Origin of the sequence: Shewanella schlegeliana (assembly GCF_016765635.1) — a bacterium.
GTDB lineage: Bacteria > Pseudomonadota > Gammaproteobacteria > Enterobacterales > Shewanellaceae > Shewanella > Shewanella schlegeliana.
The window spans coordinates 61,346-85,391 of record NZ_JAESVD010000013.1 but is presented as its reverse complement, the minus strand read 5'-3'; the positions used below and the strand labels follow the sequence as shown (position 1 = coordinate 85,391).

The window sequence follows — 24,046 nt, the reverse complement described above, 5'->3', positions numbered from 1 at the left end:
ATAGATTAAAGTATGTTCGCAACAGCCATGAGCTAACTCATCCAAGGTAACAGCCTCCTTGAAAACCTATCGGCTTGGCCAAGGCGTATCGCGCTGTTGTGGCGCATTCTATAAAGTGCTTGATAACACAAGGGCACCAAGTACAGACTGGTGACCGTTGAGAAGGTCAAGCCGCCAATAATCGCAATCGCCATCGGCGAGTAGGATGGGCCGCCACCGCCAAGCTGCGTATCGCCCATGGCGAGAGGCACTAAGCCCAGTACTGTCGTACCTACCGTCATAAGTACCGGACGTAATCGGGTGAAACACACGGCGCTTATGGTCTCTGACAGCTTATCGAGATCGGGTGATAACTGATTGATTTGATCCACCAATACGATACCGTTATTGACCACAATTCCCATTAAGATCAAAATACCTATCATTGCCATAATTGACATGGGGGTACCAGTAAATAGCAGTGCCCAAAATACACCAGTAATCGAAAATAAAATGGAGGTGATAATCGCCGTTGGCAGTAAGAGCGACTCAAACAGTGCAGCCATGACGATGTAGATCATCGCAATAGCTAAAATCATATTTGTCGCCATGACCGCTTCATCTTCATCCTGTTTTTGAAAACCGCCTCGTAACGAGTAACCGTAACCTGCAGGGAAGTTAACGTTGTCCATCACTTGGGTGATCTTCTCCTGCGCTTCCTCTGTCGTCAGCTCATCTAAGTTGGCGCCAATCGATAACGCTGTTTGTCTGTCGTAGTGTCTGATGGTGTCAAATCGTGGCAAAATTTCCACCTTGGCTAGACTATCTAAGGTGTAGACTCTATTGTCGATTCGGATCACTGGCAGCTGCTTTAGCTTCTCCAGTGATAAGCGCCATTGCTGCTCAAATGCCATCTCGATACGCAGCTCACCACTGGGATCATGACGAAATGAACGCAGAGGAGAGCCACGTAACGCCATCGAAATACTAGAGGCTACTTCATTGAGCTTTAAATCCAGTCTTGCCGCCATCTGACGATCGATACGGATCACCACTTCCTGCTGGGCGCCATTTAACTCAGAGCGTACATCGGTGAGTCCATCAATATTACTTAGCAGTGGGATGACTTGCTCGCTGAGATGGATTAACTCTGTCGTCGAGCGACCAGTGAGTGAGACACGAACACCGTTGTTCTCGCCGCCCCAACCAAATTGCGGCTTCGCGATGGCAAACTTTGGAAAACCTTCACGTATGGTTTTCTTCAACGCTTTCATATCGACTTCGGTGTCTTCTTTTAAAATCAGTGTCGATTGGCCGCGGTCGGCAGAAAAGTAACTGTAAACAGAGTCTATCTGGAACTTATCTTTATTAGCATAGAGATAGGTTTCCATCTTAGTGATCATGGCTTCAGTGACCTCTAAGCTGTGACGACCTTCAACTTGATAATTGATGTATAAACGATTATTCCCTTCACCATCGGACTGATCTTGTTTGACCATACTCAGCGGCAGTGCGGTCGAGACTAGGATGACAATAGCTAATACACCCGATATGCGCGGATGAGCCAAGAACCTGTTAAGGCTGCGACGATAATCAGTTTGCAAACGGCTCTGCTTAGTTTTTTGCTTTACCTTAAAGCGCATTTTACAGAGCATTAAGGGCAGCAAGGTTTTCGCGACTAATAAGGACGCTGCCAGTGAAATACAGATTGCGATAGCCACATGCTCTAAAAAGATAGTGAGCTCCACTTTTACACCAAAAATATTGGGTAAAAAGACAATTGCCGTTGTTAGCGTGCCCGCAAGTACGGCAAGTGAGACTTTGTCGACACCGCGAAGAATAGCACTACTTGTCATTGGCACGCTGTCAGCGGCGAGCTCTTTAACTCTCGTATCAGTATTAACATCGCTGTCTAGATTTTGCTTTTCTTGCAGCACGCTTTCGGTAACGACGACGGCATTGTCAATCAGCATACCAACGGCGAGTAACAGCCCCATCATGGATAAAATATTGAGGCTATAGCCTAAGAAGTACATGGCGGCAAGGGTCATACAGATAGCAATCGGTACCGATGACACCACGACTAAAGTCATCTTAAGGTCGCGAAGGAACAGATACAAAACGATAAAAGAGAGCAGGGCACCAATCAGTCCTGCAGTGAGCAGATCGCGCAAGGAAGAGGTCACGCCATAGGCCTGATCTTCCATGACAAACAGCTTAATCCCCTGAAACTGTGAGTTCCGCTTAGCCTCATCAATGACTTTCATCACCCGCTCTGATACATCGACTAGATTTGCGCCAGACTCTTTAAACACATCTAAGCCAACGGCGTAGTTTTGATCTAAGTGACGACCATCTAATCGCTCTGGTAAGGAGAAGCTGATGTTAGCGATGTCGCCTAGGGTGATCCCTGGCGCTAATACTAATGCGGCAATGTCATCTAAGTTTCTAAACTCCCCCTTGGGTGATACTTGATAGACACGAGAGTCAGTTTTTAACACGCCTGCGTTAATAACAAAGTTCTCTTGTTGTAAACGGCGATTAAGGGCCTGCACCGAAATATTGCTCGAGGCTAACTTGTCGGCATTGATGCGAATTTCAATCTGTTTCTGCTCGACACCATATAGGGTGACTTGCGATACGCCCTCTACGCGCTCCAGTGGTTTCTTTAGCTGCTTGTCGAGCAAGTCAAATGCGCTCGATAGCTCGCGGTCGCTGGAAATTCGCAAATTAAGCACAGGCATATCGGCGGTGCTGAACTGCCTGATAAACACTCGCTCAACATCTTTTGGCAGTAAGTGGCGCACCGCATCGACTTTCTCTCGAGCTTCTAGGCTCTTAGTGGCGACGTTTTCTCCCCATTTCATTCTCAGTTCAATTTCGGCGCCGTTTTGAGAAGAACTTGAGCGTAACTCCTCAATGCCGCCCATGGTAGCTAGTGACTCCTCAAGTACGTTGGTGATGTCACGCTCCACCTCTGAAGGTGTAGAACCTTTATAGGGCACCTCTACAATCACCTGGGGAATGTCGATGCCTGGAAACATCTCCAGTGGCAATAAGCGACTTGAGGCGAGACCAAACAGCAGTATTGCCACAAAAAACATCGTGGTCGTTACAGGTCTGGCAATGGCTAAGCGGGTGATATTCATGCTTGGCCTCCTTCAAGACTTATGTCTGACTTGGCTTGAGCTCTCTCTTTTGGAGCAGACTCTTTGCTATCAAATTCCTTCCTATCAAACTCTTTTCTATCAAAGAGGGCATAAAGTACTGGCAGAACCACTAAAGTAAGCAGTGTTGATAATGATAAGCCGAAAATTACCGTAATCGCCATTGGCGCTCTGACTTCGCTGCCATCACCTAGACCAAACGCCATAGGAGAGAGACCCAGCGCTGTCGTCATGGTTGTCATGATAATCGGGCGTAGTCGCGATTTTGCCGCGTTAGAGATGGCTGTCAGCTTCTCTTCGCCATTTTGGCGCAGTTGGTTAATTCTATCGACCAGTACAATGGCGTTATTGACCACAATACCCGCCAACATAATAAGGCCGATAAACACCACCACACTTAAGTGGGTCTGGGTGATAAACAGACCTAAGATACTGCCACCAACCGCCATAGGGACTGCGATTAAGATCAGTAGCGGATGCAGCAAGGACTCAAACTGACTCGCCATCACCAAGTAAACCAGAAACACTGCTAACACTAGGGCAATTTGTAGAGACTTGAATGAGTGCTCCATCTCCTCATTTTGTCCACCGAATCGAGCTTGAATTGAGGTCGGCAAAGTTTGCGCCGCTAGAATATCGCGGGCAGTGAGTACGGCGTCATTTAAATCTCCGTAAGCTAAGTTTGCTGAGACAATAGCCACACGCTGCTGGCTAATACGGTTAATCGCCGATGGACCAAGCTTTAAACTCACGTCTGCAACCGCACTGAGTGAGATCGGGTGAGAGCTGTTAGGGTTAATGATCATCGAGTCGATATCACTGATCTGATTGCGCTCATCGAGCTCACTGCGTACTAAGATATCAATTTTCCGATCTCTCACCGTGTACTGACTCGCAATGGTGCCGCCAATGCGCTGTGCAATCCGGTTAGCGACAGTCGGCGCATCCATACCCAGTGCTGCTAGGCGTTCATGATCGAAGCGAATGCTAAGTTCTGGTTGGCCATCACGTAGGCTGGTATTGATATCGGCAAAGCGATCTGAGTCAGACAAAGCATCGACTAAGTTGTCGGCGGTCTGTTTAAGCTGGCCTAAATCATAACCGACTAGCTCAATCTCAAGCGGCGTTTTAAAGCTAAACAGTTCAGGATGCTGTACCTTAGCTTCCAGTTCTGGAATGCGCATCGCCGTGGTACGGAGTTTATCGGCCACAGCATCGAAGGCGTTGTGATCGCGAAGCACCACTTGTAAGCGCCCCCAGTTTTCACCACCTCTAGAGGTGTCAGATGTCATCAAGCCGCCGCTACCGGCTTGGCTATAGGCGTGTTTGACATCGTCTCTATCTTTAATCGACAGTGCTAGGGTTCGTAGCACTCTATCGGTTTGTGCGACTTCGGTTCCAGGCGGCAATAGTACCTCGACGTAGAACTCTCCTTGGTTCATTGGCGGAATAAGCTCCATACCAAGACGCGGTATTAACAGCGCCGCAGCCGCAGTCACTGCGACCGCAACCGACAGTGTCAGTACCTTAAACTTAAGCGCCGCCGCTAACAGTTTATGATAGAAGCGCTCTAACTTGTGATAGCCCCAGTTAAAGGCGCCGCTAATCGGGCGCATGACAAGACCCATTAACCAAGATAGGCTGCGACCAATAATTAGCACTAAAGTTAACAGTGCGCCTGGCAGGTAGTTAAATAACAATACAAAAGGAAACGAGAATACGGTGGCGCTGTAATGCTTGAGTTTCGCCATTTTGGTTTCAGGTTTTGGTTTTACCGTCTTTTCAAGCAAAGGAGGCAGTGCCTTAAAGCCTTCACGAGAGGCAAGCATTGGGATAGTGGTTAATGCCACAAGCAATGATGCGAGTAGGGCGAAGGTTACGGTTAATGCTTGGTCTGAAAACAATGCTCCCGCAACGCCATCGACAAATACAAGAGGTACAAATACCGCAAGTGTGGTTAAGGTCGAGGCAAAAATAGCGCCAGCGACTTCTTTTGTTCCTGTTACGGCGGCGTCGAATCGATTCATACCAAGTGATTTACAGCGGTCGATATTTTCGAGCACCACGATGGCGTTATCGACCAAGAGACCGACGGCTAAGGCAATTCCTCCTAGAGACATGATATTAAGGCTGATATCGGCAAAGTACATCATGTTAAAGGTAGCGATAACCGAGAAGGGAATAGAGATAGAGATGATGAGCGTTGGCACAATATCCCTTAGGAACAGATAGATGACGAGCATTGATAGCAAGCTACCAATCAAGGCGGCTGTGGTCACCTCGTTGACCGCGCTTTCGATAAACTCTGACTGGTCATAGATGACGTTGAGCTCGGCTTTGGCGTTATGTTCATTGAGCTTATTAAGCTCATCCGTGACTTTTTGTGCCACGGCAACGGTATTGGCATCACCTTCTTTGTAGATGGCTAGCTCAATCGACTCCTTATCGCCGATACGAGTAATGTCATTGCGCTCTTTATAGGCATCGACAATTTCTGCCACTTCAAATAGGCGTACTAAAGTCTGATCGTCACGGTAGATCACTATCTGGCCGAGCTCATCTAAAGAATTGAACTGATTCAGGGTGCGGACTAAATACTCTTTATCGCCTTGGATCACTTTACCTGCCGAGAGGTTAATATTTTCTTCGGCAATACGGTTACGAATAAGGTCGGCACTTAAATTAAGCTGAGTTAGCTTTTGCTGGTTTAGCTGAATGTGTACCTCTTGTTGTAAACCACCAGAAAGCCTGACTGCAGCCACGCCAGTTAGGGATTCCAGCTGACGTTTAAGCTCCTCTTCGGCATAGGTTCGCATCTGTTTGAGCTCAGTTTCGCTCATGCCTTCTACTGCGTTATCGCTGGTTTCGGGCACCGAGAGGGCAAGACGAACGATGGGATCTAAGTTGGGATTAAAGCGCAGTAATAATGGCTTTTTAACATCTAAAGGCAACTCGATAGTATCGAGCTTCTCTCGCACATCGAGGCTAGCCATGTCCATGTCGGTGCCCCATTCAAACTCAAGCACCACATCTGACATGCCTGAGCGAGAAATAGAGCTGATTTTTCTAAGTCCCTTTACAATACCCGCCGCTTCCTCGATAGGTTTTGAAACCAGTTGTTCGACTTCTACCGGCGCTGCCCCCACATATTGAGTACGGATGGTGATGGTAGGGTAGCTCAAATCGGGCAAAAGCTTTACCGCAAGGCGGGAGAAGCCCACCATGCCAAAAAGAATGACCGCGAACATAAACATCCATACAGTTATCGGTCGATTTACCGCTGTTTTTATAATAGACATAACGTGCTCCGTTGTTACTCTTCTATTTGGCTGACGCTAGGTCTAGTGAATTGATAACTTCGACTAAGGATTGGTCTTTGAGATTTTGTTGACCGCGGATCACTATCTGCTCGCCCGGCATAATCCCCTCTATAACTTCAACGGTATTGGCTTCGCGATAGCCTAGAGAGACTGCACGGCGAGCGGCGTTGTCGCCATCGATAACATAGAGTGCAAACTCGTTATCTTGGTTTATCACTGCGTTGTAAGGCACGGTGATCACATTGTTGTGGGTGTCGTACTTAAGCTCGACTCGGGTAAACATACCTGCTTTGAGTGTTGCTGCTTGATTTGGTACTGAGAGGGTGACTTTAAAGGTACCGCTTTGTGCATCGACAATCGGACTTATGCGCAGCACGGTCGCATGGGTGGTTTGTTGTGTGTGCTTGTTTGCAAAAATTTCTGCGTCTTGGCCAAGGCGCAGATGTTGCAGTTGTTGCTCTGGTAGATGCACGATGCCGTAGAGCTCATCTTGATTAACTACGTAGAATAGCTCATCAAACTCTTTTGCCATGTTGCCAGATTTGACGAAACGGGTCGCGATAACACCATCGATTGGCGAGCGGATCATACTCTCTTGGACATAAAGGGCTGCTAAATCGCGCTTTGCCATGGCAGCCTGTAGGTTATATTCCAGTTTTGCCATTGAATCTGCGCTGAAAAATTCTTTATTGCTTATTTTCTTGAGGCGATTTAGCTCTTGCTCGATGATCTCAACTTCGGCTTGAGAGCGGTCTAAATCAAACTTCTGCCTCTTAGAGTCGATAACCGCAAGTAGCTGACCTTTTGTGACTCTGTCACCTTCTTCGACCCTAAGTTCTTCAATCAGACCGGCGACTCGGGTGACAACTTTCGCTTCTTGAGGCGCTTCCAACGTAGCAGTGGTGCTATAGAAAGAGGAAACATCACCTTGGACTACAGTGGCCGTTTCCACTGGTACAGCGTACTTCTCCTCTTCTTTAGCTTGTTCTTGTTCGCCACACGCAGTTAATAGTGTTGCAAGTAGTAGCGGGAGAATGATTGTTTTGTTATTTAACGCTTCCATGTAAGCCGACCTTATATTCGATTTTCCGATAGGCCTTATAAAGCATTATGTGTGCCAATATTTTAATGTAATAAATTCAGTTGTTTACGTGTGGTGGTGACTGGGCGGTGGTAATTCTTACGAATAATGTAGCGAAAAGTTACATATGTTAGTTTTTTTAACAAAGCGGGTGGGCTTTAACTTTGTATATTGAAAGCCATCTAGATAGAGTCTGTTTAAGCTTACTTAGACTAAAGCTGTTATCAGGCTGTTGCTGTTTTTGAGTGCTTATTTGACCCATTAAATGTTAGATCTAGCTGGAAATCGCATTTTTTGTTTACTATGAGTGAATTTCAAGATGAATTTTATTCGCGTTATAAACTGGGTATATAGGCATAAAAAAAGCACTCGATGAGTGCTTTTTATTAATTAACGCGAGCTTAGACTTAAGTGACGAGTTCAGGTTAAGCGGCGTTTTAGTCGTTTAACTAATCGCGTTTATCTTTATCGACAAAGTCACGCTTAGGATCACCGGTATAAAGCTGGCGAGGACGACTGATCTTGTGACCTGGCTGATCCAGCATCTCTTTCCAGTGAGCAATCCAACCGACAGTACGCGCAAGCGCAAACAGAACGGTGAACATGCTTGTTGGAATACCAATCGCCTTCATGATGATCCCTGAGTAGAAATCGACATTCGGGTAAAGCTTCTTAGAGACGAAATACTCATCTTCTAGTGCGATACGCTCAAGCTCCATCGCCACATCGAGTAGCGGATCGTTCACCTTAAGTTCAGCTAGGACTTCATGACAAGTTTCACGCATCACTTTAGCGCGAGGGTCGAAGTTCTTGTAAACGCGGTGACCAAAGCCCATTAGACGGAATGGATCTTCTTTGTCTTTAGCGCGAGCAATAAATTCAGGAATGCGATCAACAGTGCCAATCTCTTCCAACATATTTAGGCATGCTTCGTTAGCGCCGCCGTGAGCAGGTCCCCATAGTGACGCGATACCCGCAGCAATACATGCAAACGGGTTAGCGCCAGAAGAACCGGCCAAACGTACGGTAGAAGTCGAGGCATTTTGCTCGTGGTCAGCGTGAAGGATAAAGATACGATCCATCGCGCGTTCTACGATTGGATTAACCTTGTATTCTTCGCATGGCACGCCAAACATCATACTTAGGAAGTTACCTGCATAACTTAGCTCGTTGCGTGGGTAGACAAACGGTTGACCGATTGAATACTTGTAACACATAGCTGCGATTGTTGGCATTTTTGACACCAAACGATATGCGGCAATTTCACGGTGACGTTCGTCATTGACATCCAAAGAGTCTTGGTAGAATGCAGATAGGGCACCAGTTACACCACATAACATCGCCATTGGATGAGCATCGCGTCTGAAACCTCTAAAAAAGAAGGCTAGCTGCTCATTTACCATGGTGTGAGTCTTAACTGTGTATACGAATTTTTCGTATTCTGCTTTATTTGGTAGTTCGCCATATAGTAGCAAGTAGCACAGATCCAAATAATCAGATTCTACAGCCAGCTGATCAATTGGGTAACCGCGGTGTAGCAATACGCCTTTTTCACCGTCGATATAGGTAATTGCAGATTCACAGGATCCGGTCGCAAGAAATCCTGGATCGAAAGTAAAGTAACCTTTGCTACCTAGCTTACTGATGTCGATTACATCAAATCCTGCCGTACCTTCTTTAATAGGCAGTTCGATTGAATCATTCCCTGGTAGTTCTAATGTGGCTATATTATCAGCCATACCCCATTCTCCTTACTTCATTCTTATTGAGTGCGGCTTATCAAACACAATTACTTTACAGTGAATCTAGATCACATTTCAATTTAAATAAGCGTTTAAATTTGTTAGACCATGGTCTTAAATGACCTTAACCACCTGTAGCATCATAGGCTTGGTAGAATTTTTTACCAAAAAAACTAAATTTGCATAATGTGATGTTTGTATTTGACATTTCACCCACGTATACTTGCCGCAGCTCAGAAGAGCTGCATGCATTGTCAAATAGTTATCACTTTTTTACATGCTTAATTAGTGATGGTTGATTTGTTAAATGTTTGTTTCAAGTTTTCTTTTGCAAAAGTTTCAAACCGTGATCTAAATCACTGATTGGAATTTGAGTAAAAGCGGTTCATATAACAAAAATTAGCTCAATTGAGCAGAGTGAGCAGAACGTGAAAAAGCAAAGACCTGTCCATTTAGATCTGCAGACCATACGCTTCCCTGCAACAGCGATCGCGTCCATTCTTCACCGTGTTTCGGGTGTCATCATGCTGTTTGCCGTCGGTATCCTTATCTGGTTGCTTAATGAATCATTAGCATCAGCTGAGAGCTTTGCTGGCGTCCAATCTCTTTTTGATAACTTTATCGTTAAGTTTATCGTCTGGGGAATTCTTACCGCGCTGGGTTATCACTTGATAGTGGGTATTCGCCACTTAGTGATGGATGCTGGCTACTGGGAAGAACTCTCTTCAGGATTAACTTCTGCTAAAGTCGCTATTGCATTGTCAGTAGTGCTTTCAATCATTGCGGGGATTTGGGTATGGTAACTAACGCAGCAACTCTTGGTCGCAGCGGCGTCCATGACTTTATTCTTATACGTGCAAGTGCGGTAGTCCTAGCCTTTTACACCATTTTTTTGGTTGGGTTTATCGCATGTAGCTCTCCACTAACTTATGACGCATGGCATGGCTTATTTAGCACATTGTCGATGAAAGTTTTCACTGTACTCGCGCTGATAGCGGTTTTAGTTCACGCCTGGATTGGAATTTGGCAGGTGCTTACCGATTACGTTAAGTGTATTTCTCTACGTGGTGTACTTCAGTTTGTTTTTGTCATTGCTGCCTTCTGTTATTTGGCTGCTGGCATTTTGATTGTGTGGGGTGTTTAAGTGAGTATTCCTGTTCGCGAATTTGACGCGGTTGTAATCGGTGCTGGTGGCGCCGGTATGCGTGCCGCTCTACAGATCTCTAAAGAAGGTAAGAGCTGTGCGCTTTTATCTAAAGTATTCCCAACCCGTTCTCATACAGTATCTGCACAGGGTGGTATTACCGTTGCTTTAGGTAATGCCCATGAAGATCATTGGGAACAGCATATGTACGATACCGTGAAAGGTTCCGATTTTATCGGTGACCAAGAAGCGATTGAGTTTATGTGTAAAACTGGCCCAGAGGCCGTGATTGAACTTGAACACATGGGTTTACCCTTCTCACGCTTCGACAATGGTAAGATTTACCAGCGTCCATTTGGTGGTCAGTCTAAAAACTTTGGTGGTGAGCAAGCGGCACGTACTGCTGCGGCGGCAGACCGTACTGGTCACGCACTGCTTCATTGCCTTTATCAGCAAAACGTTAAGCATAAGACTGAAGTCTTTTCTGAGTGGTATGCGCTCGACTTAGTTAAAAATGAAGACGGCGTGATTGTTGGTTGTACTGCTATCGAAATTGAAACCGGTGAAATCGTCTATTTCAAGGCGAAAGCAACGATTCTTGCAACCGGTGGTGCAGGGCGTATTTACGCATCAACTACCAATGCTCATATTAATACCGGTGACGGTGTGGGTATGGCGATGCGTGCAGGTGTTCAGATGCAAGACATGGAAATGTGGCAGTTCCACCCAACGGGTATTGCTGGCGCAGGTGTCTTGGTGACTGAAGGTTGTCGTGGTGAAGGCGGATACCTGCTAAACAAAGACGGTGAGCGCTTCATGGAGCGCTATGCTCCGAATGCGAAAGATTTGGCATCTCGAGACGTAGTAGCACGTTCGATGATGACAGAAATTCGTGAAGGTCGTGGTCTTGACGGCCCACTAGGTCCGCATTGTCTACTTAAGCTTGACCATTTAGGTAAAGAAACCCTTGAAGCGCGTCTTCCTGGTGTTTGTGAATTGTCTCGTACCTTCGCTCATATCGATCCTGCCGATGGTCCAATCCCAGTTCTACCAACTTGTCACTACATGATGGGTGGTCTACCTGCAAAAGTCAGTGGTCAGGTTGTGCGCCAAAACGCCGATGGCAGTGAAGAAGAGGTTATCGGCCTATTTGCCGTTGGTGAAATTGCGTGCGTTTCGGTACATGGAGCGAACCGATTGGGTGGTAACTCATTGTTAGATCTTGTAGTATTTGGTCGAGCAGCGGGTCAACACCTAGGTAAAGCGTTAGATGAAACGCCTACACCAAAAGAGGCTAGCCAAGCCGATATCGATGCTTCTCTTGCGCGTTTGAACCGCTGGGAAAGCAACAAGGATGGTGAAGACCCTGCGGTGATCCGTAAGGACCTACAGCTTTGTATGCAGCTTAACTTCTCTGTATTTAGAAGTGGTGATGCGATGGCTGAAGGCCTTAAAGAGCTTAAAGCAATTCGCGAGCGTCTCGCTAATGCCAAGCTTTCTGATAACTCAACAGAGTTTAATACTCAGCGTATCGAATGCTTAGAGCTAGATAACTTGATGGCGACAGCGATTGCAACGGCAACGGCGGCAAACTTCCGTACTGAAAGCCGCGGTGCTCACTCTCGCGAAGACTATCTAGACCGAGACGATGAAAACTGGCTATGTCATAGCATCTATGACCCAGTAACCGAGCTAATGACTAAGCGTGATGTGAACATGGAGCCTAAGCTTCGTGACGCATTCCCGCCAATCAAGCGTACTTACTAAGGAGAAGCCCCGATGAAATTGGAATTTGCAGTTTATCGCTACAATCCTGATGTAGATACGAAGCCGTATATGAAGGATTACAGCTTAGAAGTAGATGAAGGTACCGACATGATGGTCCTTGATGCGCTTTTAAAGCTTAAAGAGCTAGATCCAACACTGGCGTTTAGACGTTCATGCCGTGAAGGTGTATGTGGCAGTGATGGTATCAACATGAATGGTAAAAACGGTCTTGCGTGTATCACGCCCGTTTCTACCTTCAAAGGTAAGAAGATTGAAATTCGTCCACTACCAGGGATGCCTGTGGTACGTGATTTGATTGTCGACCTGACTCAGTTTTATACCCAGTATGAAAAGATTAAGCCTTTCTTGATTAACGATGAGAAAACGCCTGCGCGTGAGCATCTGCAATCACCTGAAGATCGTGAACACTTAGATGGACTCTATGAGTGCATCATGTGTGCATGTTGTTCTACGGCTTGTCCTTCGTTCTGGTGGAATCCTGATAAATTCATCGGTCCAAGTGGCTTGCTTCACGCCTATCGTTTTCTAATCGATAGCCGTGATACAGCAACTGAGGAGCGTTTATCTGGGTTAGATGATGCTTATAGCGTCTTCCGCTGCCACGGCATCATGAACTGTGTTGACGTTTGTCCTAAAGGGCTCAACCCGACAAAAGCAATCGGACATATCAAGTCTATGCTTCTGAAGAGAGCCGTTTAAATGCAGTACCAAGAGCCGATATTGATATAGCTCTATATGAGTCACTTTCCCCGTGGAGAGTGGCTCTTTTTTGTGTCATGGAAGACAAGTATAACGATAATCTGGAACTCTAGGGGCTACAGAGATTACAGATAATTTGAGTCAGCTCAAACGATCTGTATTTATGACTTTGGCTAAGCACGCGTATACAGTTTGAAAGGAATAGAAATGCACCAAGGCATCATGAAAGCCTGGCTCGAATCGTCTCATCTCAATGGTGCGAATTCGACCTATGTAGAAGAGATGTATGAAGCCTATCAAGAAGATCCGCAGTCGGTAACTGAAGACTGGCGTGTCGTGTTTGATAACCTCCCTCTAGTTAATGGCACATCGGCTGATGTACCAGAAGCTGCCCACTCTAAAGTACGTGACTATTTTCGTAGTCTTGCATTAGAAGGACGTCAGAAGGGCTCACCTAAGGTGACCGATCCTGAAGTCGATGCAAAACAAGTTAAAGTCCTACAGTTAATTAACGCTCACCGTTTCCGCGGTCATCAGAACGCCAACTTAGATCCGCTTGATATTTGGAAGCGTGATAAGGTTTCTGAGTTAGACCCAGCATTTCATGGCCTAGATAGCGATGATATGCAGCGTCAATTTAATACGGGTTCATTTGCTCATGGTGGCGAAACCATGAAGCTGGTGGACTTAGTAAAAGCACTGAAAGCAACCTATTGTGGTTCTATCGGTGCCGAGTATATGCACATTACTGACACCGATGAGAAACGCTGGATCCAGCAACGTCTTGAACCTTCTCTCGGTGCTGCAAATTACTCGAAAGAAGATAAGACTCGAATTCTAGAAGGGCTTAACGCCGCCGAAGGTATGGAAAAATACCTAGGTGCTAAGTTCCCAGGTGCTAAGCGATTCTCATTAGAAGGCGGTGACGCCCTCGTTCCAATGATGCGTGAAATCATCTATCGCGCCGGTGATGCGGGTACCAAAGAAGTGGTTATTGGTATGGCGCACCGCGGGCGTTTAAACGTACTGGTGAATATTCTTGGTAAGAAGCCATCAGAACTGTTTGACGAGTTTGCTGGTAAGCATAGCGATGCGCTTAACGGCTCTGGTGATGTTAAATATCACCAAGGTTTCTCGTCAGACTTTGAAACGCCAGGTGGCAATGTTCACTTAGCGCTTGCGTTTAACCCATCTCACCTTGAGATTGTTAACCCTGTGGTTATGGGGTCAGTCCGTGCTCGTCTAGACCGTCGTGGTTGCGACAGTGGCCGTCAAGTCATGCCTATCACTATTCATGGTGACTCGGCCATTACCGGTCAAGGTATTGTGCAAGAGACGTTTAACATGTCTCAAACTCGCGCGTTTAGAGTGGGCGGTAGCATACGTATCGTGGTCAACAACCAAGTTGGTTTCACCACTAACTTAACTGAAGACGTACGTTCGACTGAGTACTGTACCGATATCGCTAAGATGGTACAGGCACCAATTTTCCACGTGAATGCTGACGACCCAGAAGCAGTTGCCTTTGTTTCACAGCTGGCGGTTGATTATCGCAACGAGTTCATGCGTGATGTGGTTATCGACCTAGTTTGCTATCGTCGTCATGGTCATAATGAAGCCGATGAGCCAAGTGCGACTCAGCCTCTTATGTATGCCAAAATCAAGAAGCATCCAACGCCAAGAAAGATCTACGCCGACAGACTGATTGCCGAAAATGCGCTAGGTAGCGATGAAGTCACCGCTATGGTGAACGATTACCGTGACGCGCTAGATGGTGGCGACTGTGTGGTTAAAGAGTGGCGTCCAATGACACTGCACTCAGTCGATTGGAGCCCGTATATTGGTGCAGAGTGGAATGATGCTTATCAAGCCGAATTGCCAATCGATCGAATCAAGCAGTTAGCAGAGAAGATCAGCTACGTGCCAGAAAGCCATAAGCTTCAATCTCGCGTTGCTAAGATCTACAAAGACCGTCTTGCGATGGCTGCTGGCGAGAAGCTGCTCGATTGGGGCTTTGCTGAAACCCTAGCTTATGCATCGATTCTTGAAGATAAGAAGCGTATCCGCATTACAGGTCAAGATTCAGGTCGTGGCACTTTCTTCCACCGTCATGCGGTACTGCATAATCAAAATGATGCAACAGCTTATATGCCACTTCGCAACATTGCCGATGAGCAGGGCCCAATCGATATTACCGACTCGGTGCTTTCTGAAGCCTCAGTATTAGCGTTCGAATATGGCTATGCGACAGCAGAGCCTGGCGGATTAACGCTTTGGGAAGCGCAGTTTGGTGATTTCGCTAACTGTGCTCAGGTAGTGATCGATCAGTTCCTATCATCGGGTGAGCAGAAGTGGGGCCGTCTATGTGGTCTGACTATGTTATTGCCTCATGGCTATGAAGGTCAGGGCCCTGAGCATTCAAGCGCCCGCTTAGAACGTTTCCTACAGCTTTGTGCTAATCACAACATGCAAGTGTGTGTGCCGTCGACTCCTGCGCAGGTGTATCACATGCTGCGTCGTCAGGTGGTACGTCCTATGCGCCGCCCGCTTGTGGTTATGTCACCTAAGTCATTACTGCGTCATCCACTCGCTGTATCGAGTATGGAGGAGCTGGCTGAAGGTTCATTCCAGAATATCATCGGCGAGATTGATGAATTAAATGCAAGTAAAGTCGATAGAGTCGTATTCTGTAGCGGAAAGGTTTATTTTGAGCTATTAGAACGTCGTCGAAAAGAGGGCTTAGAGAATGTTGCGCTAATTCGTGTTGAGCAGCTGTACCCGTTCCCACATGATGAAGCTGTAGCGGCTCTTGCCGATTATACCCACGTAAAAGATTTCGTTTGGTGTCAAGAAGAGCCACAAAACCAAGGTGCTTGGTATTGTAGTCAACACCATTTCTGGAGCGTCATTCCGTCAGGAGCTCAATTGAGCTATGCCGGTCGTGAAGCCTCAGCTGCACCTGCATGTGGTTACCCTGCATTGCATGCACAGCAACAAGAATCATTAATCAACAGTGCGTTAAAGCTGTAGTAATAGAACATTTATAAAAAGGATCGTAATCCATGAGTATCGAAATTAAGGTACCCGTACTGCCAGAATCAGTTGCAGATGCAACCATTGCTACTTGGCATGTTCAAGCTGGCGAGCAAGTTTCTCGTGATCAAATCCTTGTTGATATTGAAACTGATAAAGTTGTACTTGAAGTTGTTGCGCCAGAAGATGGACAAATTTCTGAGTTTTTAGCCGAAGAAGGTGACACGGTTCTTGGTGAAGCGGTAATCGCTAGCTTTGTTGCTGGCGCGGTTGCAGGCCAAGAGGTGACTAAGGCTGAGGCAGAAGCTGCAGCGCCTGCAAGCGAAGCATCTGATGAGTCAAACGATGCACTAAGCCCATCGGTTCGTCGTCTTATCGCTGAGCACAACGTTGACCCTAGCGCCGTTAAAGGCACTGGTGTTGGTGGACGCATCACCAAAGAAGACGTTGAAACTTTCGTTAAGAATAAGCCTGCGAGCGCACCTGCCAGCACAACAGCTCCAGCGGCAGTAGCACCATTAGCTGAGCGTAGCGAAAAGCGTGTACCTATGACACGTCTTCGTAAGACGATTGCTAACCGTCTGCTAGAAGCGAAAAACTCGACAGCTATGTTAACGACGTTTAACGAAGTTAACATGAAACCAATCATGGATATTCGTAAGCAATATCAAGAGATTTTCGAGAAGCGTCATGGTATTCGCCTAGGTTTCATGTCTTTCTATGTTAAGGCTGTGACTGAAGCACTTAAGCGCTTTCCAGAAGTAAACGCATCAATCGATGGTGATGATATTGTTTATCACAACTACTTTGATGTAAGCATCGCAGTATCGACTCCTCGTGGTCTTGTGACACCAGTACTACGTGACACTGACAAGATGAGCCTTGCTGATATCGAACGAAATGTTCGTGAATTAGCCATTAAAGGCCGTGACGGTAAGTTAACCGTTGAAGATATGACGGGCGGCAACTTCACCGTAACTAACGGTGGTGTATTTGGCTCATTGATGTCAACGCCAATCTTGAATTTGCCACAAAGCGCTATCTTAGGCATGCATGCCATCAAAGAGCGCCCTATGGCAGTAAATGGTCAGGTTGAAATCCTGCCTATGATGTACCTCGCACTTTCTTACGATCACCGTATTGTAGATGGACGTGAATCAGTTGGTTACTTGGTGGCTATTAAAGACTTCCTTGAAGATCCAACTCGTCTGCTTCTTGACCTATAAGTTAAGACAGACAATACCCTCGCTGCAGGCCTGTTTGGGCCTGCTGAAATACATAAGAAGTATAATGGATAGATCATCATGAATTTGCATGAATATCAGGCAAAAGCCTTATTTGCCGAATATGGTTTACCAGTGTCAGAAGGTTTTGCATGTGATACTGCCCAAGAAGCAGTAGAAGCAGCTGGCCATATTGGCGGTGATATGTGGGTTGTTAAGTGTCAAGTACACGCTGGCGGCCGTGGTAAAGCGGGTGGCGTTAAAGTCACTGGCGATAAAGAAGAGATCAGAGCATTTGCTGAGCATTGGTTAGGTAAGAACCTTGTGACTTATCAAACTGATGAAAAAGGTCAGCCTGTTGCTAAAATTCTAGTTGAAAGCTGTACTGATATCGCAAACGAGCTTTATTTAGGTGCGGTTGTTGACCGTGCAACTCGTCGCGTTGTGTTTATGGCATCGACTGAAGGTGGTGTTGAGATTGAAACTGTGGCTGAAGAAACGCCAGAGTTGATCCACAAGGCTATCATCGATCCGTTAACGGGTCCTCAGCCATACCAAGCACGTGATCTTGGCTTCAAGTTAGGTCTTAACCCAACTCAGATGAAGCAATTCACTAAAGTCTTTATGGGCTTAGCGAAAATGTTTGAAGATCATGATTTCGCACTACTTGAAATCAACCCGCTTGTAATCACAGACGAAGGCAACATTCACTGTCTTGATGGCAAGATTGGTATCGATGGCAACGCATTGTTCCGTCAACCAAAGATCCGTGACATGCACGATCCATCACAAGATGATGCCCGTGAAGCACATGCAGCTAAGTTTGAGCTTAACTATGTTGCACTAGATGGAAACGTTGGCTGTATGGTTAACGGTGCAGGTCTAGCAATGGGGACGATGGATATCGTCAACCTTCACGGCGGTAAGCCAGCTAACTTCCTAGATGTGGGCGGTGGCGCGACTAAAGAGCGTGTTGCTGAAGCATTTAAGATCATTCTTTCTGACGATAACGTTAAAGCCGTTTTAGTGAACATCTTTGGTGGTATCGTTCGCTGTGACATGATTGCTGAAGGCATCATTGGGGCAGTGAAAGAAGTGGGTGTTGAAGTGCCTGTTGTTGTACGTCTTGAAGGTACAAATGCCGATCTAGGTCGCGATGTATTGGCAAGCTCAGGTCTTGACATTATTGCAGCCGAATCACTAACAGATGCTGCTGTCAAAGTTGTTGCTGCTGCGGAGGGCAAATAATGTCTGTCTTAATTAACAAAGATACAAAAGTTATCTGTCAAGGCTTCACTGGCGGCCAAGGCACATTCCACTCTGAGCAAGCTATCGCTTACGGTACTCAGATGGTGGGTGGTGTTTCTCCTGGAAAGGGTGGTCAAATTCACCTAGGTCTTCCAGTATTTAATACTGTTAAAGACGCGGTAGAAGTCACTGGTGCAACTGCGTCAGTAATCTACGTTCCTGCACCTTTCTGTAAAGATGCAATTCTAGAAGCAATCGACGGTGGCATCGAGCTAATCGTTTGTATTACTGAAGGGATCCCAACGCTAGATATGCTTCAAGTTAAAGTTAAGCTTGAAGAAACTGGCGTTCGTATGATCGGTCCTAACTGTCCAGGTGTTATCACTCCGGGTGAATGTAAGATTGGTATTATGCCTGGCCATATCCACAAGCCGGGTAAAGTCGGTATTGTTTCTCGCTCTGGTACATTAACGTATGAAGCGGTTAAACAAACAACTGATGAAGGTTTCGGCCAATCAACTTGTGTTGGTATTGGTGGTGACCCCATTCCTGGTACTAACTTCATCGATGTATTGGAAATGTTCCAAAACGATCCACTAACAGAAGCTATCGTTATGATTGGCGAAATTGGTGGTACCGCTGAAGAAGAAGCCGCTGAATACATTAAGGCTAACGTGACTAAACCTGTTGTTTCATACATTGCCGGTGTAACTGCACCTGAAGGCAAGCGTATGGGTCATGCTGGCGCGATTATCGCTGGCGGTAAGGGTACGGCAGAAGATAAGTTTGCAGCGTTAGAAGCTGCAGGCGTAACGACTGTACGTTCACTTGCTGATATCGGTAAGGCACTACGCACTAAAACAGGTTGGTAATCTCTAGCTTGTTTTAAAAAAGGCGCTTTTAGCGCCTTTTTTATTGCCTAATCTGACTAAAGATATGAAAACTCGAGTCTACTTTTTGATTTTTGTCTGGTTATTTTTAGAGTTTAATTTTAGTTATATCCCATTCTCTAGAACGTTTGGCGATAAAAACGGGATATTTGGTCAAAAAAATGGCGGAGTTAATCCAATCTGTTATACCTAATTTATCTATAGGGAACTTGTAGGTAACTTTTATGTCAATGGTCAGCGCGAAAGAGTTTTCTGATTGGTTAAGGCTAAGGTTTGGCGGCCTTAAAGAGGGCGTCTCGCTTACGCGCAGTGATATTAATCAGCTTACAGGGCGGCAGAATTTCTCTTCCGACTTTGTTAATGACATTCATTTTGAGTTAATGCGCCACGGACTAGCGTTTGTTACTGATACTTCTCGAGAAGAGTTTTACTTAGTGCCGATTAACAAGCAATCTTGGCGAGATCAGCTAGAACAGCAGTTTGAAAAAGAAATTTTCTGCAACATTATCCCGCTCAATATTTCCAGTAAGTAGGGGCTAGCGGTCTCTTATATATTTTTAATTAAGGTTAATGACATCTGCCTCTTGCTATTAGCCTATTTAATATTTTGTTAGCTTCGGTCATCGTTATCCCCTTAAAGTGTTTTACTCGTCTAAATGATAGCCAAAGTTAACAAATCGTTTTCATCTTCTGCTATTATTTTGCCACTCAAATCCTATGTTTGATGGTCAAGTTTACTTGTCCGTCAATGCTCAAGTAATCATCTTATAAGTAAGGCTTGAATAGCGGGTTGTCGTTATTCTGAATGCTGTAGCTCAAGGTTTAGTCTTCATGTCGACGCTTTCAATTATTTTCCCGCTACTGTTTATGGCGAGTTTAGGTTACTTGTTAACAGCAAAGGGACCTTTCACTAAAGAGCATATCGCTGGGATTAGTTTATTCACTTTCTATATCTGTATTCCCGCCTTTTTATTCATCAATATGTACCAAGCGGATCTGGGGAGTAGTTTTGATACCAGCAGTTTATGTACCTTTTATTTACCTGTGATCGCAGTATATGGATTAAGCGCCGGGCTCTATTATTACTTAAGTCCAAGGGAGACGGAGAACCGCAGTAATAGTGCTGTATATGCATTGGGCTGCAGTTACTCCAATACTATCTTGGTTGGTTTGCCGATTATAGTGGGAGCCTTAGGAGAAGTGATGATGGGTAAGGTGTTTGCCATCATTACCTTTCATAGCGCATTACTGTTTTCATTAACTTTTATTTTGAGTTCGAAACAGAAAATAGGTGTAATGGGAGCCTGGAATTTTAGCAAGGGAATAATTTTCAATCCGATTGTATTGAGTATCTCGACAGGACTCATTTTGAATCTTCTACAGGTGCCCTTAGAGCACAACTTAACGAATGGTCTGCGTTTACTTAGTGAGCCTGCACTGGCCTGTGCGCTATTCGTGCTTGGAGCGAATTTGGTTTTTTATAAGGTGGCAAAAGGTTGGCATTTGGCACTAATAGCGTCGGTGATTAAGTTATTGCTCTTGCCTCTGTGTGTTTATGCTATTGGTCGCTTTGCATTTTCTGTCGAGGGGGATTCATTGGCGCTACTGGTGCTGCTCAGTGCTTCACCCTTGGGCGTCAATGCCTATCTAGTTGCGATGCAGGTGCAGGCTCAGCAAGCGCTAATTGCAAGTACCGTAGTGATGTCTACGGTACTGTCGGTGTTTACAATGAGTCTGTGGCTCACAATATTACTCTGATGAGCTTTAATCTTTTCTATGGGTACGAGAAAGCTCGGCGGGACTAAGGATATAGAGATCTTCTGAGTAGAAGTCCTCCGTCTGCGCCATGCGCCACCACTCATTCCAAGGCCCTTCAATTTTATTCTCATTGATCAGATCGTTAGTTTGTAGTGGTTCGATTAAACTGCCGACCGACATCAGTAGGCCATAGGGAGTACGGCGCTTTAGCATATGAGGTTGCAGTTTTTCAGGACTGTCTAACCCCATACTCCCAACTAATTCAAAGAAGCTGTTGAGGGTATTCTTGTGATAGTTCTTTACTCGTTCACTCTTGGCGTTGACATCTATTGCTTTACTTCGGGCAGGATCTTGAGTGGCAATGCCAGTGGGGCACATATTGGTATTACAGTGCCGAGATTGAACGCAGCCTAGAGACATCATCATAGTCCGCGCCGCATTTACCGTATCTGCCCCCACGGCAATTTTAGCGAGTAGGTCGAAACTGGATGCGGTTTTTCCCGAGGCGATGATTTTAATCTTACCTCTTAGCCCTGCACCGATTAAGGCGTTATGAACAAAATAAACTGCTTCGAGACACATCATGCCTAAACGATTACTAAACTCCACTGGTGCAGCTCCGGTTCCACCTTCTGCGCCGTCTACCGTGATAAAGTCGGGGGTGATCCCAGTTTCTATCATCGCTTTACATAAGCCTAAAAACTCGACGGGGTTACCGATACAGAGTTTAAAGCCGATAGGCTTCCCTTCGCTAAGCTCTCTCAGGGTCTCAACGAAGTTGAGTAGTTTTTTGGGGGTGGTGCATTCAGGGTTGATAGCGGGGGAGACACAATCTCTATCTTTGGGAATATGTCGAATAGCAGCGATTTCATCGGTTATTTTTGCTTTTGGCAGTACGCCGCCATGACCGGGTTTTGCGCCTTGAGATAACTTTATCTCAATCATTTTTACTTGAGGTTTTGTGGCCATCTTTTTAAAGGCATCGGGATTAAAATTGCCCTCTACGTCGCGACAGCCAAATAGACCAGAGCCTAACTGCCACACTATGTCACCACGATGCTTTAAATGATAGGGGCTAACGCCACCTTCGCCAGTATTATGATAGCAACCTGCTTTTAGGGCGCCTAGGTTGAGTGACTCAATCGCATTTGCACTGAGCGAGCCAAAGCTCATAGCCGAGATATTAAAGTAGGAAGCTTGATAGGGCTTTAAGCAGTTCGGTCCACCAATTTGCACTCGCTTGGCTGTTTCTAAGATCTCTTTAGGGTGAAGTGACTGCCAAAGGCTTAAATAGTTATCTTCTAACAAGTCTCTTTGAGTACCAAAGGCAATGGTATCTCTTACATTCTTAGCTCGCTGGTAGACTAAGGAGCGCTGTTCGCGGTTGAAGGGGGTTTCCTCTGTGTCATTAGCAATAAAGTACTGCTGGATTTCAACACGATAAGATTCAAGAAAGTAGCGAAGATAAGCCACAACGGGGTAAAGGCGATTAAGCGTGTGGGGACTATGGAAAATATCGAAATACCCTATAGCAGTGTAGAAAAGGGTAAACATTAGTACTAAGCTAGGGAGCATCCCGGTATTGTTAAACATAAAACTGATGGCGAGGAGGTTACCTAAGCTCGCTATGATCCAGTAGACCTTCTGCATAATAGTCATAAAGCATTCCTTTGTTACAGACTTCATTACGGCATGAGTTTATTGAACGCTATAAAGGTAGCTTAAGCAAATATGTTTTAATACTTTCTAAACTAAACAGAATATGGGTATATTAGTTGTTTAGTATGGAAGTAGATTGAAAAGGAGTTAATTGTGATTATTGCTGAGACTGACAGGCTTATCTTACGTCATTTTGAAGTGAGAGATACCGAGGCACTCTTTTTACTAAACAGTCTACCTAAAGTCCTGACTTACATTCCTGGCGCTCCCATGACCTCTATATCGCAGGCCAGTGATATTTTGGAAAACGTTATTTTAGCTAATTATCGTGAGCTTGGTTATGGCCGATGGGCGGTAGAGCATAAAGCGGATGCTAAAGTGATCGGATTCTGTGGCCCAAAACTTATCACAGAATTTAATGAAGTCGAACTTGGTTACCGCTATCTGCCTCAGTATTGGGGGAAAGGGATCGGCTTTGAGGCTGGAACTGCAGCTTTGGCGCGGTTTAAGGATTATGATATTCACGAAGCTATTGCACTTATTTTATTGGGTAACAAGGGCTCAGAGGGCGTGGCACGAAAACTTGGGATGACAGAGCGCAACCGGGATAAATTTATGGGACATAAGGTGAATGTGTTTCATAAAGTGCTATAGGTTTTTTACAGACGTAAAAAAACCAGCATAAGCTGGTTTTTTTGTCTTGATTAGCATTAGCTATCGGCGTGGTCGCACTGATCGTTAGTGCATATTCCATAGAGATATAAACTGTGGTTGGTCAGTTTGATGTTATGCTTCATCGCAATTTCATCTTGACGGCGTTCAATCACTTCATCTGAGAACTCGATAACTTTACCACACGATAGGCATACTAAATGATCATGGTGCTGCTGTGTTGAAAGTTCAAAAACTGCTTTACCACTCTCGAAGTGGTGACGAGTCACAATGCCCGCATCATCGAATTGGTTCAGTACTCGGTAGACAGTTGCAAGCCCTATCTCTTCCCCAATGTCGAGTAATTTCTTATAGAGGTCCTCAGCACTGATGTGTTGATTCTCGGGCTCTTGCATCAATTCTAAAATTTTGACTCGTGGTAAGGTCACTTTCAAACCCGCTTTTTTTAGCGCTTGATTTCCATCTGTCATTATTGATCTCTTGATTGCAGAACGATTAGCTATAAGTTAATCCGTTCATTTGTGGGTATTAAAGCCATTATATGTGTACAAGTTGAAAACTTAAACCTTTGATCTTGCAATAAAGCGCCTTTAACAAATAAAAGCCAGTAACTAGATATAAAACAAGCAATTTAACCATGGAT

17 protein-coding genes are annotated in these 24,046 nt (G+C 45.5%); 11 read left to right on the top strand and 6 right to left on the bottom strand.

The features are described 5' to 3' along the window. Positions 1-32 precede the first annotated feature (32 nt). The 4 genes from JMA39_RS18775 to JMA39_RS18760 all read right to left on the bottom strand — a co-directional run bounded on the left by JMA39_RS18775 (position 33) and on the right by JMA39_RS18760 (position 9,286). Positions 33-3,128, bottom strand: a complete 3,096-nt coding sequence (locus JMA39_RS18775) for an efflux RND transporter permease subunit (protein WP_202723411.1) — start codon at positions 3,126-3,128, stop codon at positions 33-35. Further along, complete coding sequence (locus JMA39_RS18770; protein ID WP_237732919.1) at positions 3,125-6,445, bottom strand: efflux RND transporter permease subunit; 3,321 nt, start codon at positions 6,443-6,445, stop codon at positions 3,125-3,127. Before JMA39_RS18770 ends, JMA39_RS18775 begins: the two co-directional genes overlap by 4 nt. Before the next feature lie 22 nt (positions 6,446-6,467). Then, on the bottom strand, positions 6,468-7,529 hold the full coding sequence (locus tag JMA39_RS18765) for an efflux RND transporter periplasmic adaptor subunit (protein ID WP_202723410.1): 1,062 nt from the start codon (positions 7,527-7,529) through the stop codon (positions 6,468-6,470). Between the two features lie 467 nt (positions 7,530-7,996). Then, positions 7,997-9,286 (bottom strand): citrate synthase, encoded by a 1,290-nt coding sequence (locus JMA39_RS18760; RefSeq protein ID WP_202723409.1) that lies wholly within the window; start codon positions 9,284-9,286, stop codon positions 7,997-7,999. 410 nt (positions 9,287-9,696) lie between these two features. On the opposite strand from JMA39_RS18760, the gene sdhC reads away from it, so the two are divergent. From sdhC to JMA39_RS18710, 10 genes are all read left to right on the top strand, one after another. After that, positions 9,697-10,092, top strand: coding sequence for a succinate dehydrogenase cytochrome b556 subunit (gene sdhC, locus JMA39_RS18755; protein WP_202723467.1), 396 nt, complete (start codon positions 9,697-9,699; stop codon positions 10,090-10,092). Beyond that, positions 10,086-10,433 (top strand): succinate dehydrogenase, hydrophobic membrane anchor protein, encoded by a 348-nt coding sequence (gene sdhD, locus JMA39_RS18750; protein WP_202723408.1) that lies wholly within the window; start codon positions 10,086-10,088, stop codon positions 10,431-10,433. Before sdhC ends, sdhD begins: the two co-directional genes overlap by 7 nt. Beyond that, positions 10,434-12,200, top strand: a complete 1,767-nt coding sequence (gene sdhA, locus JMA39_RS18745; protein ID WP_202723407.1) for a succinate dehydrogenase flavoprotein subunit — start codon at positions 10,434-10,436, stop codon at positions 12,198-12,200. Positions 12,201-12,212: 12 nt separating this feature from the next. Continuing rightward, positions 12,213-12,920: a succinate dehydrogenase iron-sulfur subunit gene (locus tag JMA39_RS18740; RefSeq protein WP_202723406.1), complete on the top strand. Its 708-nt coding sequence runs from the start codon at positions 12,213-12,215 to the stop codon at positions 12,918-12,920. A 207-nt stretch (positions 12,921-13,127) separates the two neighbouring features. Continuing rightward, a complete protein-coding gene (sucA, locus tag JMA39_RS18735) occupies positions 13,128-15,950 on the top strand; it encodes a 2-oxoglutarate dehydrogenase E1 component (RefSeq protein WP_202723405.1) in 2,823 nt (940 codons plus the stop codon). A 32-nt stretch (positions 15,951-15,982) separates the two neighbouring features. Further along, positions 15,983-17,179 carry a 2-oxoglutarate dehydrogenase complex dihydrolipoyllysine-residue succinyltransferase gene (gene odhB, locus JMA39_RS18730; RefSeq protein ID WP_202723404.1) on the top strand — a complete coding sequence of 399 codons (1,197 nt, stop codon included), beginning with the start codon at positions 15,983-15,985 and terminating at the stop codon, positions 17,177-17,179. A gap of 78 nt (positions 17,180-17,257) precedes the next feature. Beyond that, positions 17,258-18,424, top strand: coding sequence for an ADP-forming succinate--CoA ligase subunit beta (gene sucC, locus JMA39_RS18725; RefSeq protein WP_202723403.1), 1,167 nt, complete (start codon positions 17,258-17,260; stop codon positions 18,422-18,424). Continuing rightward, positions 18,424-19,296, top strand: coding sequence for a succinate--CoA ligase subunit alpha (gene sucD, locus JMA39_RS18720; RefSeq protein ID WP_202723402.1), 873 nt, complete (start codon positions 18,424-18,426; stop codon positions 19,294-19,296). Before sucC ends, sucD begins: the two co-directional genes overlap by 1 nt. Before the next feature lie 242 nt (positions 19,297-19,538). Beyond that, entirely contained in the window at positions 19,539-19,847 is a 309-nt protein-coding gene (locus JMA39_RS18715) for a hypothetical protein (protein WP_202723401.1), read from the top strand. A 298-nt stretch (positions 19,848-20,145) separates the two neighbouring features. Next, complete coding sequence (locus JMA39_RS18710; protein WP_202723400.1) at positions 20,146-21,072, top strand: AEC family transporter; 927 nt, start codon at positions 20,146-20,148, stop codon at positions 21,070-21,072. Between the two features lie 6 nt (positions 21,073-21,078). Here the strand turns inward: JMA39_RS18710 and JMA39_RS18705 are convergent, their stop codons facing one another. After that, on the bottom strand, positions 21,079-22,731 hold the full coding sequence (locus tag JMA39_RS18705; RefSeq protein WP_202723399.1) for an FMN-binding glutamate synthase family protein: 1,653 nt from the start codon (positions 22,729-22,731) through the stop codon (positions 21,079-21,081). A 153-nt stretch (positions 22,732-22,884) separates the two neighbouring features. Between JMA39_RS18705 and JMA39_RS18700 the strand changes: the two genes are divergently transcribed. Then, entirely contained in the window at positions 22,885-23,385 is a 501-nt protein-coding gene (locus JMA39_RS18700; protein ID WP_202723398.1) for a GNAT family N-acetyltransferase, read from the top strand. A 56-nt stretch (positions 23,386-23,441) separates the two neighbouring features. Here JMA39_RS18700 and fur read toward each other — a convergent pair whose 3' ends face one another. Then, positions 23,442-23,873, bottom strand: a complete 432-nt coding sequence (fur, locus tag JMA39_RS18695) for a ferric iron uptake transcriptional regulator (RefSeq protein ID WP_202723397.1) — start codon at positions 23,871-23,873, stop codon at positions 23,442-23,444. Positions 23,874-24,046: the final 173 nt, after the last annotated feature.

Bases quoted from the DNA above. Each gene is read 5' to 3' on its own strand.
- JMA39_RS18775 (WP_202723411.1), bottom strand. From the start codon at position 3,128: ATGAATATCACCCGCTTAGCCATTGCCAGACCTGTAACGACCACGATG.
- JMA39_RS18770 (WP_237732919.1), bottom strand. From the start codon at position 6,445: ATGTCTATTATAAAAACAGCGGTAAATCGACCGATAACTGTATGGATG.
- JMA39_RS18765 (WP_202723410.1), bottom strand. From the start codon at position 7,529: ATGGAAGCGTTAAATAACAAAACAATCATTCTCCCGCTACTACTTGCA.
- JMA39_RS18760 (WP_202723409.1), bottom strand. From the start codon at position 9,286: ATGGCTGATAATATAGCCACATTAGAACTACCAGGGAATGATTCAATC.
- sdhD (WP_202723408.1), top strand. From the start codon at position 10,086: ATGGTAACTAACGCAGCAACTCTTGGTCGCAGCGGCGTCCATGACTTT.
- JMA39_RS18740 (WP_202723406.1), top strand. From the start codon at position 12,213: ATGAAATTGGAATTTGCAGTTTATCGCTACAATCCTGATGTAGATACG.
- sucA (WP_202723405.1), top strand. From the start codon at position 13,128: ATGCACCAAGGCATCATGAAAGCCTGGCTCGAATCGTCTCATCTCAAT.
- odhB (WP_202723404.1), top strand. From the start codon at position 15,983: ATGAGTATCGAAATTAAGGTACCCGTACTGCCAGAATCAGTTGCAGAT.
- sucC (WP_202723403.1), top strand. From the start codon at position 17,258: ATGAATTTGCATGAATATCAGGCAAAAGCCTTATTTGCCGAATATGGT.
- sucD (WP_202723402.1), top strand. From the start codon at position 18,424: ATGTCTGTCTTAATTAACAAAGATACAAAAGTTATCTGTCAAGGCTTC.
- JMA39_RS18715 (WP_202723401.1), top strand. From the start codon at position 19,539: ATGTCAATGGTCAGCGCGAAAGAGTTTTCTGATTGGTTAAGGCTAAGG.
- JMA39_RS18710 (WP_202723400.1), top strand. From the start codon at position 20,146: ATGTCGACGCTTTCAATTATTTTCCCGCTACTGTTTATGGCGAGTTTA.
- JMA39_RS18705 (WP_202723399.1), bottom strand. From the start codon at position 22,731: ATGACTATTATGCAGAAGGTCTACTGGATCATAGCGAGCTTAGGTAAC.
- fur (WP_202723397.1), bottom strand. From the start codon at position 23,873: ATGACAGATGGAAATCAAGCGCTAAAAAAAGCGGGTTTGAAAGTGACC.